This window comes from Nocardia sienata NBRC 100364 (genome assembly GCF_001613205.1).
Lineage (GTDB): Bacteria > Actinomycetota > Actinomycetes > Mycobacteriales > Mycobacteriaceae > Nocardia > Nocardia sienata.
In genome coordinates this window covers 41,043-55,839 of record NZ_BDBX01000050.1, presented here as the reverse complement: position 1 = coordinate 55,839, position 14,797 = coordinate 41,043, and the positions used below count along the sequence as shown (strand labels likewise).

The 14,797-nt window shown below is 70.2% G+C and carries 13 protein-coding genes and 1 riboswitch; of the genes, 8 read left to right on the top strand and 5 right to left on the bottom strand.

Going from position 1 to position 14,797, the window contains the following annotated elements; genetic code table 11:
• Positions 1-29: 29 nt before the first annotated feature.
• The 3 genes from NS4_RS24680 to NS4_RS24670 all read right to left on the bottom strand — a co-directional run bounded on the left by NS4_RS24680 (position 30) and on the right by NS4_RS24670 (position 4,443).
• Complete coding sequence (locus NS4_RS24680) at positions 30-1,889, bottom strand: Na+/H+ antiporter (RefSeq protein ID WP_063061882.1); 1,860 nt, start codon at positions 1,887-1,889, stop codon at positions 30-32.
• Between the two features lie 99 nt (positions 1,890-1,988).
• On the bottom strand, positions 1,989-2,915 hold the full coding sequence (locus NS4_RS24675; protein ID WP_063061881.1) for a nucleoside-diphosphate kinase: 927 nt from the start codon (positions 2,913-2,915) through the stop codon (positions 1,989-1,991).
• Positions 2,916-2,925: 10 nt separating this feature from the next.
• Positions 2,926-4,443, bottom strand: a complete 1,518-nt coding sequence (locus tag NS4_RS24670) for a PEP-utilizing enzyme (RefSeq protein WP_063061880.1) — start codon at positions 4,441-4,443, stop codon at positions 2,926-2,928.
• 349 nt (positions 4,444-4,792) lie between these two features.
• On the opposite strand from NS4_RS24670, the gene NS4_RS24665 reads away from it, so the two are divergent.
• The 3 genes from NS4_RS24665 to NS4_RS24655 all read left to right on the top strand — a co-directional run bounded on the left by NS4_RS24665 (position 4,793) and on the right by NS4_RS24655 (position 7,083).
• The gene (locus tag NS4_RS24665) at positions 4,793-5,491 is read left to right on the top strand and encodes an ESX secretion-associated protein EspG (RefSeq protein ID WP_063061879.1); all 699 of its coding nucleotides are present in this window, start codon (positions 4,793-4,795) and stop codon (positions 5,489-5,491) included.
• A 79-nt stretch (positions 5,492-5,570) separates the two neighbouring features.
• Entirely contained in the window at positions 5,571-5,945 is a 375-nt protein-coding gene (locus tag NS4_RS24660) for a hypothetical protein (protein WP_063061878.1), read from the top strand.
• Between the two features lie 64 nt (positions 5,946-6,009).
• Positions 6,010-7,083 (top strand): hypothetical protein, encoded by a 1,074-nt coding sequence (locus NS4_RS24655; RefSeq protein ID WP_063061877.1) that lies wholly within the window; start codon positions 6,010-6,012, stop codon positions 7,081-7,083.
• A gap of 17 nt (positions 7,084-7,100) precedes the next feature.
• Here the strand turns inward: NS4_RS24655 and NS4_RS24650 are convergent, their stop codons facing one another.
• On the bottom strand, positions 7,101-8,462 hold the full coding sequence (locus NS4_RS24650) for a hypothetical protein (RefSeq protein WP_063061876.1): 1,362 nt from the start codon (positions 8,460-8,462) through the stop codon (positions 7,101-7,103).
• Positions 8,463-8,729: 267 nt separating this feature from the next.
• Here NS4_RS24650 and NS4_RS24645 point away from each other — a divergent pair, with 267 nt between their 5' ends.
• On the top strand, positions 8,730-9,518 hold the full coding sequence (locus tag NS4_RS24645; protein ID WP_063061875.1) for an aminoglycoside adenylyltransferase family protein: 789 nt from the start codon (positions 8,730-8,732) through the stop codon (positions 9,516-9,518).
• A gap of 201 nt (positions 9,519-9,719) precedes the next feature.
• Here NS4_RS24645 and NS4_RS24640 read toward each other — a convergent pair whose 3' ends face one another.
• Positions 9,720-10,457 (bottom strand): SDR family NAD(P)-dependent oxidoreductase, encoded by a 738-nt coding sequence (locus tag NS4_RS24640; RefSeq protein ID WP_063061874.1) that lies wholly within the window; start codon positions 10,455-10,457, stop codon positions 9,720-9,722.
• A 129-nt stretch (positions 10,458-10,586) separates the two neighbouring features.
• Positions 10,587-10,746, top strand: a riboswitch (cobalamin riboswitch).
• Between the two features lie 134 nt (positions 10,747-10,880).
• Here NS4_RS24640 and NS4_RS24635 point away from each other — a divergent pair.
• From NS4_RS24635 to NS4_RS24620, 4 genes are all read left to right on the top strand, one after another.
• The gene (locus NS4_RS24635; protein ID WP_084487683.1) at positions 10,881-11,798 is read left to right on the top strand and encodes an ABC transporter substrate-binding protein; all 918 of its coding nucleotides are present in this window, start codon (positions 10,881-10,883) and stop codon (positions 11,796-11,798) included.
• A complete protein-coding gene (locus NS4_RS24630; protein WP_063061873.1) occupies positions 11,795-12,847 on the top strand; it encodes a FecCD family ABC transporter permease in 1,053 nt (350 codons plus the stop codon). The genes NS4_RS24635 and NS4_RS24630 overlap by 4 nt, the downstream gene beginning before the upstream one ends.
• 46 nt (positions 12,848-12,893) lie before the next feature.
• Positions 12,894-13,664 carry an ABC transporter ATP-binding protein gene (locus NS4_RS24625; RefSeq protein WP_063061872.1) on the top strand — a complete coding sequence of 257 codons (771 nt, stop codon included), beginning with the start codon at positions 12,894-12,896 and terminating at the stop codon, positions 13,662-13,664.
• Positions 13,665-13,873: 209 nt separating this feature from the next.
• Positions 13,874-14,794, top strand: a complete 921-nt coding sequence (locus NS4_RS24620; RefSeq protein ID WP_063061871.1) for a hypothetical protein — start codon at positions 13,874-13,876, stop codon at positions 14,792-14,794.
• Positions 14,795-14,797: the final 3 nt, after the last annotated feature.

Genomic DNA, 14,797 nt, shown 5'->3' with positions numbered 1-14,797 from the left:
CGGTCCGCCCACCGCCGGCTCTATCGAGATCAGCCCAGGAGTTCGTCCACATAGCACCAGCGCCACGCCTCGCCGGGCTCCACACTGCGTATGACCGGGTGGCTTGTCGACGTGTAGTGGCCGGCCGCGTGGTTTCCCGGTGAGGATTCACAGCAGCCGATATTTCCGCACGTCAAGCACATGCGCAGATGCACCCACGTCAGACCCTCCGCCACACATTGCGCACACACATCCGGCCCGCCGGATTCGCACACCAACGGGGCGGCCTGCAGATGCGCGCAGTCCTCGGCCGCGCCGCCGGGGACCGCCAGCGGCTCGGGCCGCTCCTCCTCGTCGCCTTCGTCGAACCTGTCGATCATGGACTCCTCGAGGTCCAGCCGGGCCAGTACATGCTGCAGGATCTCGTAGTCCACAGCGCCCGAGTCGCGGACCCGCAGCACCGTCTCCCGTTCGGCCCGCAACATCACCAGCCGCAACCGGCGGTATTCGGCGGTGGGGGTCGCCAGCTCGGATTCCGGCCGGCCCAGCCGCTCCCAGGCGGCATTGGTCCGCCACGTCACCCGGTCACGCAGGGAGTGCACGACCTCTTCCGGGGTGTCCGGACCGATCGCCGCGTCCAGCGCGGTGAGGCCCGCGTTGGACGCCTGGGTCAGCAGATTCGCCTTCTGCAGCGCATCCTCGGCACGGCTCGGCCCGCGCAGCCGCAATCGGCGGACCAGCCACGACAGCGAGGTGCCCTGGAGCAGCAGGGTGCCCGCGACGACGACGAGGGCCAGCAGTTTCAATACCGGCAGCTGGGGAGTGTTCGCGGGCAGCAGCAGCACGGCGGCCAGGGTCACCACCCCGCGCATCCCGGCCCAGGAGACCACCGTCGAATGGGCCGCGGGCGCCGGCGATCGCCCGAACGCCCGCTCGAGGAGGGCATAGCCGAAGATCCAGACCGGTCGGGCCAGTATCACCGCCAGCAGGACCGCGATCGCCGTCACGATCAGCGTGCCGTGGTCCAGCCCGCTCGCCCACGCGTCCCGGACGATCGTGTTCACCTGCAGCCCGATGATGAGGAACACCGCGCTCTCCAGGATGAACTGCACGGTTCCCCAGTTGGTGCGTTCGGCGGTACGTGAAGCCGCGCTCTGCCACACCGGCGCCCCGTGCCCCAGGATCATCCCGCAGGTGACCACGGCGATCACGCCCGAGGCGTGGATCTCCTCGGCCGGCAGATAGGCCAGGAACGGCGCCAGGAAGGACAGGGTGGTGTCCAGGACCGGATCGGTGATCCGCCGGCGCAGCAGGGCGAGCGCATAGGCGACCGCGATCCCCACCACCGCGCCGCCACCGGCGGCAAGCAGGAAATCACCGCCGGCATTCCACACCGACACCGCTCCTGCCGACGCCGCGATCGCGGTCCGCAACGCCACCAGCGCGGTGGCGTCGTTGAACAGCGACTCCGCTTCGAGGATGGATACGATCCGCCGCGGCATCCCGATCCGCCGCGCCACCGCGGTCGCGGCCACGGCGTCCGGCGGTGCCACCACCGCGCCCAGCGCCACGGCCACGGCGAACGGCACCGGCAGCAGCCACCAGACGACCGCGGCCACCGTGAACGTACTGAACAGGACCAGCCCCACCGACAGCAGCGCGATCGCGCCGATATTGGCCCGGAAATCCACCAGCGAGGTACGGATCGCCGCGGTGTACAGCAGCGGCGGCAGTAGACCGAGCAGGACGATCTCCGGTTCCAGGTGCACCTCGGGAACGAACGGCAGATACGACGCGGCGACCCCCGCCAGGGTCAGGGCGAGGGGTTCGGAGATTCCGACCCGGCGCGCCAGCGCCGCCACGGCCGCCGCCGAGGCCACCAGGACAACAAGGCCGATCGCGATGTGCATTCGGGAATTCTCGCAGGTGGGCGCTTACCGCCGACACGCTCGTCGGCACTTCCGGCACGATCCGGGGTCAGCGCGAGCCGGTCCGCCGGTCGGCCGCGGTCACGGTCGCAGGGCCTGTGGTCCGGGTTCGGCCCCCATCGGCAGCACCTCCGCGCCGAGGACGATCGCCGACCACGCGTCGATATCGAGTCCGGACGCCAGGGCCCGGGTCAGCATCGCGGCGCGGGCTCCGGCGGACCCGGCGTCGAAATCCGCCGGCGCGGGGGCGCCCACCCGATCGAGATCGCGCAGGATGCGGTCGAGCGCGACGGTCTCGTCGAAGGACCGGCACGGTGTCCGGGCGTAAAGGGCATCGGCGAGGTTGCGGGCGGTCTCGGCGCTGTCGGCACCGGTGTAGGCCCGGGAGATCACCTCCGCACGGCGGGTCTCGGGGAAGAAGACGGCCAGTTCCCGCACGACATCGGCGGGGTCTTCCGGAGTGTGCACGGGGTCGAGCACTGTCCTGCGCCGGCCGAGCAGGTAGCGCAGCTGTCCCGGGCGCCGCTGCGTCGGGTCGCCGGGACCGGAGCCATCGGCCAGCCGCACCGGGGCCGGGAGGTCACCGTCGGGTCCGGTGACGACCAGCAGCAGCGCCTCGGATATCCCGGCCAGCAGATCGGTGAGCCGGCGCCGCTCCGGTGAGGCGGTGTGCCAGGTGTAACGCCACAGTGCGCGCACCAGATGGCGGTTCAGCGGCACGGCTTCCGCATCGACGACGCGGAAGCCGTTGCCGGACAGCCATTTCAGCGTCGGATCCACCGCCCGGGCGACGATGGCGCCGGGCGTCAGCAGTAGTAGCGAATGACGGGACGCGAACGCGGCGGGATCGATCCGCAGCCGCCGGAGCTGGTCGACGCATTCGAGCACATAGGTATCACCGAGGTAGGCGGCCGCCTTGTCCTCGACCGGTGTGAGCGCCGACAGCAGAACCGAGAGCGGGTCCGGCGGTGGCGGCGCGGTGGTTCGCGCGGTGTGCGAATCGGTCATCTACTCCACCTCATCTTCGGCCCGCCCCGGACAAAACCGTCACCGTACCCGCGGACCCGTCCACCCGCAGCCGCATACCGGTCCGCAGTTTCGCGGTACATCCCGGTACCCGTACCACCGTGGGCACTCCGAGCCCCCGGGCGACGGTCGCCACCGCGGTGAGCGGGCCACCGTGTTCGATCACCAGGGCCGACGCCGACGGTAGCGCCGCCACCCAGTGCGGATCGGCACTCTCGGTGACCAGAATCCCCGGGGCCGGGTCGGTCGATCGATCCGCCACCACCGCGGTCCCCTCGGCCACGCCCGCGGCGGACGCGGTGCCGGTGAGAATTTCACCGTCGCGCGCGGCCGTGATCCGGGCTCGCAGCGCCCAACCCTGTTCTGTCAGTTCGGTATCCGAGAAATCGGAGCCTTCGGTACTGAAACGTACCGGAGCCGAGAGCTCGCCGGCGGCGTGGGCGGCCTTCCGCGCCGCGATCCGGGCCCGCAGATCCGGTATCGGCACCCGGTCGTAGCAGTCGCGCAGTTCGCCGACGGTGAGATAGCGGACCTCGGCGGGGTCGTGGAGGATCGCGCGCCCGGCGAGGTCGCGGGCCATCACCCGGATCATGGCCTCGGCCAGACCCGCCGCACGGATCCGGCTCGACCGGATGGCGTCCCGGTGCGCGGCACAGCGCGCCGCGCGCACCCGTATCAGATCGTAGAGCCATCGACGCGGACCGCCCAGCCTCCGGTCGAGGTAGGCGTCGGGGTCGACTCCGGTGGCAACCGGCTTCCCGACGGCCGGGTGTTCCGGGACACGAGGTGATGCGGTATCCGCGGGAGGCCGCAGCGCCGCGTACCGGAACGCCGCGGGCGCCTCGGGCAGATAGGCCTCCGTCAGCGCGACCACAGCGCCGGTGAGGATCAGCGCGAGAGCGTCCAGCACCGTCGCAGGGCCCCACAGCAGGACCAGCTCCCGGTCCAGGCGCCGATACTCCGCGTAGGCGTGCTCCCCGTGCACGTAGTCCATCGCCTCGTAACGATCACAGACGCGGTCGAATTCGGTGCAGAACTCCCGCATCATCGATTCCATCCGCAATACCCGGTGCACGAAGACCCCGGTCGTCCGGATTCGCGACCGGATCCGGCGTCCCCGCGACTCGAAGGTGAAGGGCCGCAGACTTTCCGCGATCTCGTCGAGCAGCGGGTCGGCCGCGCCCAGGACCGCCTCCAACCCGCGGCGGTTCAGCCGATGACCGGGCGCGACGGCCGCCAGCCGGTACCAGTGCAGCAGATCGAGATAGACCCGTCCATGGAAACTGCCCAGCAGGTATGGCGTCCACGTATCCGTCTGCGCCAGCTGGTCTTCCGGGACACCGAGCGAACGCGCGTATTCGCGGCACACCCGTCCGAGCAGTCCGGCGGCGATAGTGAAGGTCAGCGGTGCGGTGGTCCCGGGGAAGACCTCTGCGGTGGCGGCATCGTCCCAGATCCTCGGTTCCCCCGGCGCCACCGGTTCGCCCGCGCCCCGGATCACCCCCGCCATCGCCGGCTCCCGCGAAGGCGAGCGCCCGCGGCGCCGGTCGCTGTCCACGCCGGTAGTCGCGCATCCGGCACGCACGGCCGGCGGGCCGCACCACGCCGCGCCACGATCTCCGTCTCGGTGTCGTCCGTCCCGAGCACCCGCAAGAACCGACCTCCAACCCGGTCTGCCACAACAGGACATCGTCGTCCGTGCCGACGAGTAAACCCGAGAACGACCTCCTCCACCGCGTATTCGGATTTTGTGTCCGACCGCGCGGTCACCGGTCCCGGCCGTGCCGAGGTCGGGGTAGGGCCGAACAACCGATAGGCTGAGAAGGCCCGCGCAGGTTTCGGTGAGGATGTGATACCGCGTGAGTTGGAGCCTGACCCCCGACGAGTTCGCGCATGTATGGCGTCGCGCCGATCTCGACCGGATCCCCTATCCGCTGCGGGTACTCGAATCGCCGCGCACCGAGCGCGACGCCCGGCTCCTGCGCGCCGAGCTGGCCCAGCGCTTCCCACCCGACCCCGATCTCGACGCCTGCCTGCGCATTCTCGCGCTGCCGCAGACCCGGGTGATCGCCATCGGCGGGGCGCCCGAACCGGGCCGGGAACTGCGCGTACTGGGCTGCGTCGTCTACGACCGCGCGGTCCTGGCAGTCCAGGCCCCCGGCCGCACCCGGGAATTCGGCGGGCCGGTCCAGCTCTCGATCGGGCACAGCACGAAACTCGGGGCCCGGATGGCGGCACTGCTGCCGAAGGCGCCCGCCGGCCGTCACCCCGCCCGTACCGCCTCGGCCGCGGCGGTACGCGATACCGAAACCGTGATCCAGGAAGAACGTGCCGCACCGCTGATCCGGAAACTGCTGTGCGCCCGGCATACCGCCGAGGGTCACATCCGGATCGAATCACATCTGGACCGGCCGAATTCGCCGCCGCCGCTGCACTACACCTGGCTCGATGTGGAAAACGACGGCCGCTACCTGCTCAAGGCGGACGAGTTCGTGCACATGGTGCCCGCATCCGGTGAACAACTGGCAGCGCATCTGCAGAAGCGGATTCCCGGCTGAGCCGATATCGCGCCGGAGCGGCTGCCCCGGGCCACCGGTTCCGGCTACGCTGGGCCTGACCGACGGAGGGGTACGCGTCATGAAGATCGAAGACAGCCGCGCCGAGATCGTCCGGTTCCGCCAGGCAGCCCACGCGGGAACGGTCAAGTTCGATCCGGAGGCGGCACGCCGCTGCGCGGAACTCTACGACCGCCAGGCCGATCGGCTCATCCATCTGCGGCAGCGCCTGGAAGACGCCTCCGATCCACAAGGTTTCGGGGGTCTGGTCTCGGCGCAGCAGCTACAGGCCGGGTTCGGGCACAAGGCACGCGACGCGGCCGCCCTGCTCGATCACTACATCGAAGCGGCCTACCGGATGAAGGAAGCGTTCCTGGTCAGCGGCGGGCTCTACGACGAGGCCGACGCCGCGAACGCCGCCGCGGTACGCGCCCTCGAAGCGCGGCTCGACCGATGAGGCGATACCCCCGCCGACGTTTCGGCCGCCCCGTACCGCAGGCACCTGCTTCGAAGGAGGCCTTGTGACACGCAATGATCCCGATTACATCAGCGCCATGGAGCATTTCGAGGCCATGCGCCATGAGGACATCTATCGGGCCACCCAGCAGATCGATGCCGGTGAAATCCTGCGGGTCTCCGGCACCTGGATGCACGCCGCCACCACCTTGCAGACCTCGCTGCCGCTGACCCGCGCCGGTGCGGACCGGGTGATGAACGCAATGGAATGGGACGGTGAGGCCGCCGACGCCGCCTTCGCCAGCACCCGCAGTTTCGCCGATTCGGTGGAGGAACTGGCCGGCGTGCTCGGTCAGGTGGGGTTGCGCCTGGGCGCGGTGGCCGCGGCCGCGGAAGCGGTGAAGATCGCGGTGGTGCCGCCCGGTGATTCCGGCCCGGTCGGCGCGTTGGCCCGGCTCTTGGAGGCGGCCAAGGTGATCGACGCGCAGATGGTGCAGGAGGTGCTGCGCCAGGAAGCGATCCTCACCATGAACATGGTCTACAAGCCCGCTTATCTCGCGGCAGGTACCGCGGTGCCCGCGCTGCCCGAACCGCCGGCCGCTCCCGGCCCGCTGCCCCCGCTCGGTCCGCCGCCGGCGCCCCGCGCTCAGACCGATTCCGCGGTCGGCGTGGAGTCGGCACCGGCTGTGGAAGATCCCCCCGCACCCAGCGGCGAGGCCACCGAGTCCGGGGGCACCGCCGAGCCGGCGCCGGTGCCGCTGAGCGGTTCGGCCCCGGCGGCCCCCACGCCGGAGGGACCCGCAGTTCCGGAGGGCACCCCCGCGCCGTCTCCCGAACCCGGCGGCGGAGCCCCGCGGCCATCGGCACCCGAGGTTCCGCAGCCGACCGACGGCTCGGCGCCCCCCGCGGAGTCCACTCCCGGGGGTACCGCACCGCCGCCACCCCCGGCACCACCCGTCCAACCCCCCGCCGCCGAACAACCGCCCGCTCCCGCGGATCCGGCCGAGCCGGAGCCCCCCGCGCCGCCGAATCCGACCGCGGTACCGCTCTCCGATCCGGCCGGGCAGCCCGGTATCACCGGACCGGTACCCGGACAGCGCGCCCCCGACCAGCCCGGAGTCATTCCGCCACAATCCTGAGGCGGACCCGGGGTGCGCTACTGAGCGGGATAGTCCTGCACCCAGTGGAACCGCGGACCGTTCAGGGGGAAGGCATCGGGGTCGGCCGCTCGTAGCGCGATGGTCACCGGCCGGCCGTCCAGCTCTCCGTCCAGGCGCAGGACGCCGGATTCCGGACGGACATAGACGAAGTCGGCGGTCGGCATGCTCGCCGGGTCGGTACCCGCCGGAGCGACAACCGTGAGAGTGTGCGCGGTCCCGTCGATCTGTGCGGGCACCGTCACCAACGCCCCGTCCATCCGCTGCCACGACACCACGCCCTCGGCTTCGATCACCAGCCGCTGCCAGCGGTCCGGATCGGTGAGCAGCGGGGGTACCGGCCGGCCGTCCATCCGGAACTCGGTCACCTCCCACAGCCCGTACAGCTCGGGCTCGGGCGCACCGCCGCCGTAATCCCGCCAGCTGGACCAGCCGAGCACCGCTACTCCGACAACCAGCCAGATACCGAGCGCCGCCTGGGCGAACCCGGCGATCCGTATAGCGCGCGGGCTCGTGAACAAGGGTGGCTGCAGGGCGGGATCGGCACGGCGGGCGAGCAGGAAGAAATCCGCGAATCGGCGGGCCTGCGGGGCGAGCAGGACCAGCGAGAAGACCAGCAGGTGGAACGACAGGATCTTGACCGGCACATCGAAGGTCATGTTCAGCACGAACACCTGCGCCATGCTCACCACACTCAGCATCGCGCCGAGGGTGGCCGTGCGCGGTACCAGCAGCAGCAGGCCACCGATCAGTTCCGCGACCCCGAGCAGGATCTCGTACACCGGCGCGCTACCCACCTGCAGCCACAGCACCGCCATCGGGGTGAGCTGACCGTAGGGCTGGATGAGCGCCGAGAACGGCGGCGGCGGCATCTGGGTCGGCACCGCCTTGGCGATACCGTAGAACAGCATCTGCCCGGCGATACAAAACCGCAGGATCGTCAGGAACCACGCGCCGGCCCGCGGGTACGCGAGGCGCCGCCGGTCGAGCACCGACCACAGCACCGCCGCCACGGCCGCTACCACCAGCGCGGTGAACACCATCACCCAGATGATGGCCTGGTCGCCGCTGCCGGAGTAGCGGTGGAACTGCACATCGATACCGAAAACCGTCTGTCCCACCCACTTCAGCACCGACTCCGCCGCCAGCAGCGGCCACATCGGTGCGGTATCGGGTAGGAACTTGTGGGTGAACCCCGCGAACACGAACAGTATCTGCCCGATCATCACGCAGAAGATCACGCTGTAGACGACTCCGAACCGGAACGCCACCCGCGCGGGCCACGACCACCGCACCGGCTGCGGGTCCTCGGGTCCGGACAGCTCTCGCTCGGAACCGGTGACCGTCCTAACCGCACCCATACCACGACCTCGCTGTCCCGATTTGTCCGACGACCCACCCCGACCGGCCCGAGCCGGACCTCCACTCGAACCTAGACCACCTGCCCGGCCGGGCACCTCCGTGACAACCCCGATTCCGCTGTCCTCCCTACGCACGACGTCGCGCACCACCTAGGGGCCTCGCGGAGTACAAAGTACTCGGTGGCGGGCCCTGTCGTCGAAGTGCGATACCTCGGCCCCGACCGAATGCCCGGACGCTGCCGGTACCCCATTGCCTATCGTGGATCCGTGCCCACTCCAGCCGCCGATCTCGCCGCGGTGACCGCGCCGATCACGCGAATCGTCACCGATCTGCTCGGTGCCGACCTGCTCGGTCTGTACCTGTACGGGTCCGCGGTGACCAGCGGTCTGCAGTACGACAGCGACCTCGATTTCCTGGCTGTCACCGCCGCGACCCTCGATGACGAACTGCGTGCGCGTCTGTCCGAGAGACTGCTCCGGCAGTCGGGGCGGTGGCCCCGCACGGGCGAGGCCCGGCCGGTGGAGCTGACGGTGGTGGCGCGCGAGGCCGTGGTGCCGTGGCGCTTCCCGCCGCGCGGCGAGTTCGTGTACGGCGAATGGTTGCGGGCGGAGTTCGAGCGCGGTGCGGTCGAGCCGCCCGCGCCCGACCCCGATCTGGCCATCCTGCTCGGCATGGTCCGCGACTCGTCGGTGGCGTTGGCCGGACCGCCCGCCGACCGGTTACTGGAGCCGGTACCGCCGCAGGATCTGGTCCGCGCGATCACGGAGAGTCTGCCCGCCTTGATCGCCGGCGTGGACGGTGACGAGCGCAATACCGTCCTGACATTGGCCCGGATGTGGGTCACCGCGCAGACCGGGGCGGTGGTCTCCAAAGCCGAAGCGGCGCAGCGTCTCGCCGCCCGCGCCCCGGCCGCCCACGCCGCGCTGCTGCGCCGCGCGCGCGACGGCTATCTGGGTACGGCGGTGGATGATTGGGCCGGCCGGCGTGACGAGGTCGCGGCGTTCGTGCGGTATGCCGCGGCGTCGATCACGGCCGCCGGGCGGAAACAGCACTGAAAACTCCACCCTGACACCGGCATCCGGAACGCGGACGGGTGCCCGAACCGGAGCGGACCGGGCATCACCCCGCCGACGGCAGGAGACCGGCTGTACACGGACGCCGGCCGGTCTCGTCCGCGCAATCGCGCTGTGCAGGTCGATTGCGGGAATCGGGTGCGGTGTCCGGTGTGGACACCGCACACCCGAGCCCCGGCTCCGCTACCAGGCGATGGCCCCCTGCGCGCCGACGAAGGAACCGTCGGTCGACGCCTCCGGCGCTTCCGCCGCCGCGAGGACGACCTGGGCGGCCTGCTCCGGCGTCGTCGGCGCGTCGGCCGCCGCGGGAGCCAATTCGGTCGCCACGAAACCGGGGCATACCGAGATCACCCGGACAGCGGTATCGGCCAGCGATTTCGCCAGGCCGATCGTGATGCTGTTCAATGCCGCCTTCGACGCCTGGTAACCCGGGACCACCATCGAGTAGTACGCCGACTCCGGGTTCCGCTGCTCGGTGAGCGAGCCCGTCTCGGTGGAAATGTTGACGATCCGCCCGGCCGGTGCGCGGCGCACCAGCGGCAGCAGCGCTTCGATCACATTGACGGGACCGAAGGTGTTGGTCATCAATGTCTCGGTGAAGGCGCCGGGATGGGCGAAGTTCACCGTGCCCGTCGCAGTGGCCTCGGGCAGGATGCCGGCATTGTTCACCAGCACATCGATGTGGTCGTGCCGTTCGGCGAGGGAATCGTGCAGGCACCGCGCGCTGTCCACCGAGCACACGTCGAGGATTTCCCCCTCGGCCGCCGCTCCCACCGACCGCAGTTCGCCCACCACGGCTTCCACCGCCGGGGCGCGGCGCCCGGTGACGATCACCCGGTAGCCCGCGCGGGCGAACACCGTCGCGGTGGCGCGTCCGATTCCGCGGGTCGCCCCGGTGACCACCACGATCTTCTCCGTCATGTCGTTCCTTCCGTGATTTCCGTTCGTGCCCTATGAGCATCGGGGAGGACATGCGGTGCGCGCTGGCAGGAAATCGCCGTCGCGTTCGCCCGCGGCCGGTCCGCCGGTTCGAGCGGGTCGAACGTCCAGTTCACTGTCGGATAGCATGGTCGGCGGCCGCACTGCGGTCGCGGCGTGATGAGGGAACCCGGTGGAAATCCGGGACTGGCGCGCAACGGTGACACCCGCGTGGTGGAGTCCGATCACTCATCCGCCGAGCTCGGTTCCCGGCCTCGCGCACAGGCCCAGACGCAAGGAGTCCACGCCGTGACGCGGTCCTTTTCCCTGGCGGTCACCGCCGTGGTATCCACCCTCCTGCTGGCCGGATGTGCCGGTGCGCCCGACTCGGCCGGTCCGGCCGCCGGGTCCGCCGCCGGCTATCCGATGACGATCGAGAACTGCGGCGTCGAGGTCACCGTGGCGGCGCCGCCGCAGCGGGCGGTCGCGCTCAATCAGGGGTCGGCGGAGATCCTGCTGTCACTCGGCCTGGCCGATCGCATGGCCGGCACCGCCACCTGGACCGATCCGGTACGGGACAACCTGGCCGCCGACAATGCGCGGGTGCCGCGACTGGCCGACAACAAGCCCTCTTTCGAGGTCGTACTGGACAAGGAACCGGATTTCGTCGCCGCGTCCTTCGGCGGCACCCTCGGTCCCGGCGGGGCGGCCGAGCGACGGCAGTTCACCGAGCTGGGCGTCCCCACCTACCTCTCGCCGACCGACTGCGACGGCAAAACCGATATCAGCGTCAACGCCGACGGCGCCCGCACCGAACCGCTGACCATGGACTCGGTGTACCGGGAGATCCGCGACCTGGCCGCCGTCTTCGATGTCGCGGACCGCGGTGAGCGGCTGGTGACCGAACTGCGCGACCGCTACGCGGCCGCGTCCGGGCGGATCGCCGCACAGCGGGTCTCACTGGCCTACTGGTTCGCCGACACCTCCACGCCCTACGTCGCGGGCTGCTGTGGTTCGTCCGGGATCATCACCGACGCGGTGGGCGCGAAGAATGTATTCGACGACACCACCGACGAATGGCCGCAGGTCAGCTGGGAGACCCTGCTCGACCGCGACCCCACCGCCCTGGTCCTGGCCGACCTGAGCCGGCGCAGCCTCGCCGGAGACGCCCTGGACAGCAAGATCGCGTTCCTGGAATCGAATCCGGTGACGGCGAAGCTGACCGCGGTCCGCGAGCGGCGTTACATCGTGGTCAACGGCGCCGATTTGAACCCCTCGATCCGGACGGTCGACGGGATCGAGAAGGTCGCCGACGCCCTGGAGCGGTGGGGTTACGGTTCGTGAGGTCCGCGGCACCGAGCACCACCGTCCGGCTCGCCCGCGCGCCCGCCACGGCGGCGCTGGTGGTGTTCGGGGCGGCGGTGCTGGTCGTCTCGATGGCCTTCACCATCACGATCGGTCCGGCCGAGCTGTCGGTCGGCGAGGTCTATGCCGTGCTGTTCGAGAAACTCGGTCTCGGCACGGCTGTCGTCTCCCCGATCCGCGAAGGCATCGTCTGGCAGTTGCGGCTGCCGCGCACCCTGCTCGCCGCGGTCTGCGGTGCCGGGCTGGCGGTGTGCGGGGTGGTCATGCAGTCGCTGTTGCGCAATCCACTCGCCGATCCGTTCGTGCTCGGGATCTCCTCCGGCGCCTCGACGGGTGCGGTTCTGGTGGCGGTGCTGGGGGTGGGCGGCGGTCTGATCTCCTTGTCCACCGGCGCTTTCCTCGGTGCGCTCGTATCGTTCGGGCTGGTGCTGGTACTGGCCGCGGGAGCCGGGGGCGGCACCGCGAAGGTGATCCTGGCGGGGGTCGCCGGAACTCAGCTGTTCTCCGCGCTCACCTCGTTCGTCGTACTGTCCTCGGCCGACGCCGAACGTACCCGCGGCATCCTGTTCTGGTTGCTGGGTTCACTCGCGGGCGCCGGCTGGACCGATGTGGGCACAACCGCGGCCGTCTGCGCTGTCGGGCTGGCGCTGTGCCGGTGGTACGCCTCCGCACTGGACGCGTTCACCTTCGGTTCGTCGACCGCGGCGACCCTGGGCGTCGCGGTCGGCCGGACCCGGCTGCTCCTGCTAGTGATCACCGCGCTGATGACCGCGGTACTGGTCAGCGCGGCCGGAGCGATCGGTTTCATCGGCCTGGTGCTACCGCACGCGGCGCGTTTCCTCATCGGGCCCCGGCACAGCCGGCTGATCCCGGTGTCCGCGGTGCTGGGGGCGATCCTGCTGGTCTGGGTCGACGCGCTCGCCCGGACGGTGTTCGCGCCCCAGGAGGTCCCGGTCGGTGTCGTCACGGCACTGATCGGTGTCCCCGCTTTCGCTCTTCTGCTGTTCCGCACCCGGAGCGCGCCGTGACCGGCCGGGTGGCCGAGGACCCGATCCCGCGGCCGTGGAGCGCGCGATGACACTGCACGCACAGGATCTGTCCTGGACCCGAGGCGGCAACCTCGTCGTCGACGCGGTGACCGTCCGCCCGGAACCCGGGCAGACAGTGGGTCTGCTGGGACCGAATGGTTCCGGCAAATCGTCGCTGCTGCGCCTGCTGGCCGGTGTCTCCCGGCCGGATCACGGCAGCGTCACCCTGGACGGAACTCCGCTGCACCGCCTCGGCCGCCGCCCGCTGGCCCGCCGGATCGCCATGGTCGGGCAGCACGCCCACACCGAAGTCGATATCACCGTGCGGGATGTGGTGCGGCTCGGGCGCATTCCGCACCGCGACCTGTTCGGCCAGGACGGCGACGAGGAGCCGGCTATCGACCGGGCGCTGCGCGACACCGGACTCACCGGCCACGCACACCGCTACTGGAGCACCCTCTCCGGTGGCGAACGGCAGCGCACCCAGATCGCCCGGGCGCTTGCCCAGGAGCCCGGTGAACTGCTGCTCGACGAACCGACCAATCACCTCGATATCGCCCATCAGCTCGATATCCTCGATCTGGTCACGCGCTTGCCGCTCACCACGGTCGTCGCCCTGCACGATCTCAATCTCGCCGCGATGTTCTGCGACTACCTGCTGGTACTGGACCGGGGCCGGATCGCCGCGCACGGCACTCCCGCCGAAACGCTGACCGAACGCCTCGTGCGCGACGTCTACGGTGTGGCCGCGACCATCACGGTCGACGACGGTGTGCCCGTTGTCCGCTATCGCCGCGCCGCAGGAGCCACCCGGTGAAGCCGGGTCACCGAACCGGTTCCCACCGTCGCTCGTCGCGGCCACCGTCGAATCTCCCACCGCGCGAACACAGAAGCGCAAGACGCGAGTGCGTGTCCGTGGCTGCTGCTGACGGTGGCGCACAGACGACACAGTGCACGGGGCAGTTGCCCTTCGATTGCCGATATCATCGCAGGCACCCGATCGAATCTGAAGTACAGGTAGTACCGATGACACGCCAGCCGCACACCGTATCCCCCGAGAAGCCGAAGGCCGTTGCGGGGCCGGACGCGGTGGCCGATCCGCGACCGGCCCCGGACCGGGACTATTTCCCGCCCCCGCCGCAACTGTGGGGCAATCTGAACGGCTGGACCTATCCGGCGGTGTTCCTCGTAGCCGTTCTCGCCACATTCCTGCTGGCACAGGCCGCGCTCGCGCTGGACTCCGGGCAACCGTTACAGCCGGCGATCCATATCGCGGCCGCCGCCTGGGTCGCCTCCTACCTGCCGATGCTCTCGGCGACCTCGCGTGGCCGCTCCCGGATCCGGATCGAAGGCGCGCGATTCGCCAATGATCAGGACACGCTGGTGATTCGCCGATCCCTCGGTTACGAGGTCGCCCTGGTGGTCTGTTTCCTCGGCCTGGCGGCACTGTGCGCGATCTTCGGTATCGGCACCTGGACCGGCACACTAAGCCTGAACCCGCACCCGCCGATTCCAGCGTGGGTGGCTCTCATCGCTGCCGTACTGGTCCTGCTCTATCTCTGTGTCTACGCACGGCGACCGGAGATGCGCCGGCTGGTACTGACACCGATGCATATCGTGCTGCCCACCAAGACCTCGGTCGCGAACATGGTGAGCTGGACCTCCGTCGAGCAGATCGATGTGGTCTCGCGCAACAATTCCAAGGGCACCATCCGGCTCTCCCGCCCCGGCCGCAAACCCGGTCGCCGGGTCACGAAACGTATCCACGCGGAGAAACTCTCGATCGGGTCGGCGGCCACGTACTGGCTGATCCGCTTCTACCACGAGAACCCCCACCTGCGTGTCGAACTCGCCGACGAACGGGCCGCCGAACGGTTGCGCACCTACGCGGTAGGTCCCGAGTTCGGTGCCCGAGCGCGCCGATCGCCGCACCGGGGCCGCCGGTAGTCT

Excerpts from the sequence above, each read along its gene's own strand:
- NS4_RS24670 (WP_063061880.1), bottom strand. The coding sequence starts at position 4,443 with ATGGCGGGGGTGATCCGGGGCGCGGGCGAACCGGTGGCGCCGGGGGAA.
- NS4_RS24650 (WP_063061876.1), bottom strand. The coding sequence starts at position 8,462 with ATGGGTGCGGTTAGGACGGTCACCGGTTCCGAGCGAGAGCTGTCCGGA.
- NS4_RS24635 (WP_084487683.1), top strand. The coding sequence starts at position 10,881 with ATGACGATCGAGAACTGCGGCGTCGAGGTCACCGTGGCGGCGCCGCCG.
- NS4_RS24640 (WP_063061874.1), bottom strand. The coding sequence starts at position 10,457 with ATGACGGAGAAGATCGTGGTGGTCACCGGGGCGACCCGCGGAATCGGA.
- NS4_RS24620 (WP_063061871.1), top strand. The coding sequence starts at position 13,874 with ATGACACGCCAGCCGCACACCGTATCCCCCGAGAAGCCGAAGGCCGTT.
- NS4_RS24625 (WP_063061872.1), top strand. The coding sequence starts at position 12,894 with ATGACACTGCACGCACAGGATCTGTCCTGGACCCGAGGCGGCAACCTC.
- NS4_RS24680 (WP_063061882.1), bottom strand. The coding sequence starts at position 1,889 with ATGCACATCGCGATCGGCCTTGTTGTCCTGGTGGCCTCGGCGGCGGCC.
- NS4_RS24675 (WP_063061881.1), bottom strand. The coding sequence starts at position 2,915 with ATGACCGATTCGCACACCGCGCGAACCACCGCGCCGCCACCGCCGGAC.
- NS4_RS24660 (WP_063061878.1), top strand. The coding sequence starts at position 5,571 with ATGAAGATCGAAGACAGCCGCGCCGAGATCGTCCGGTTCCGCCAGGCA.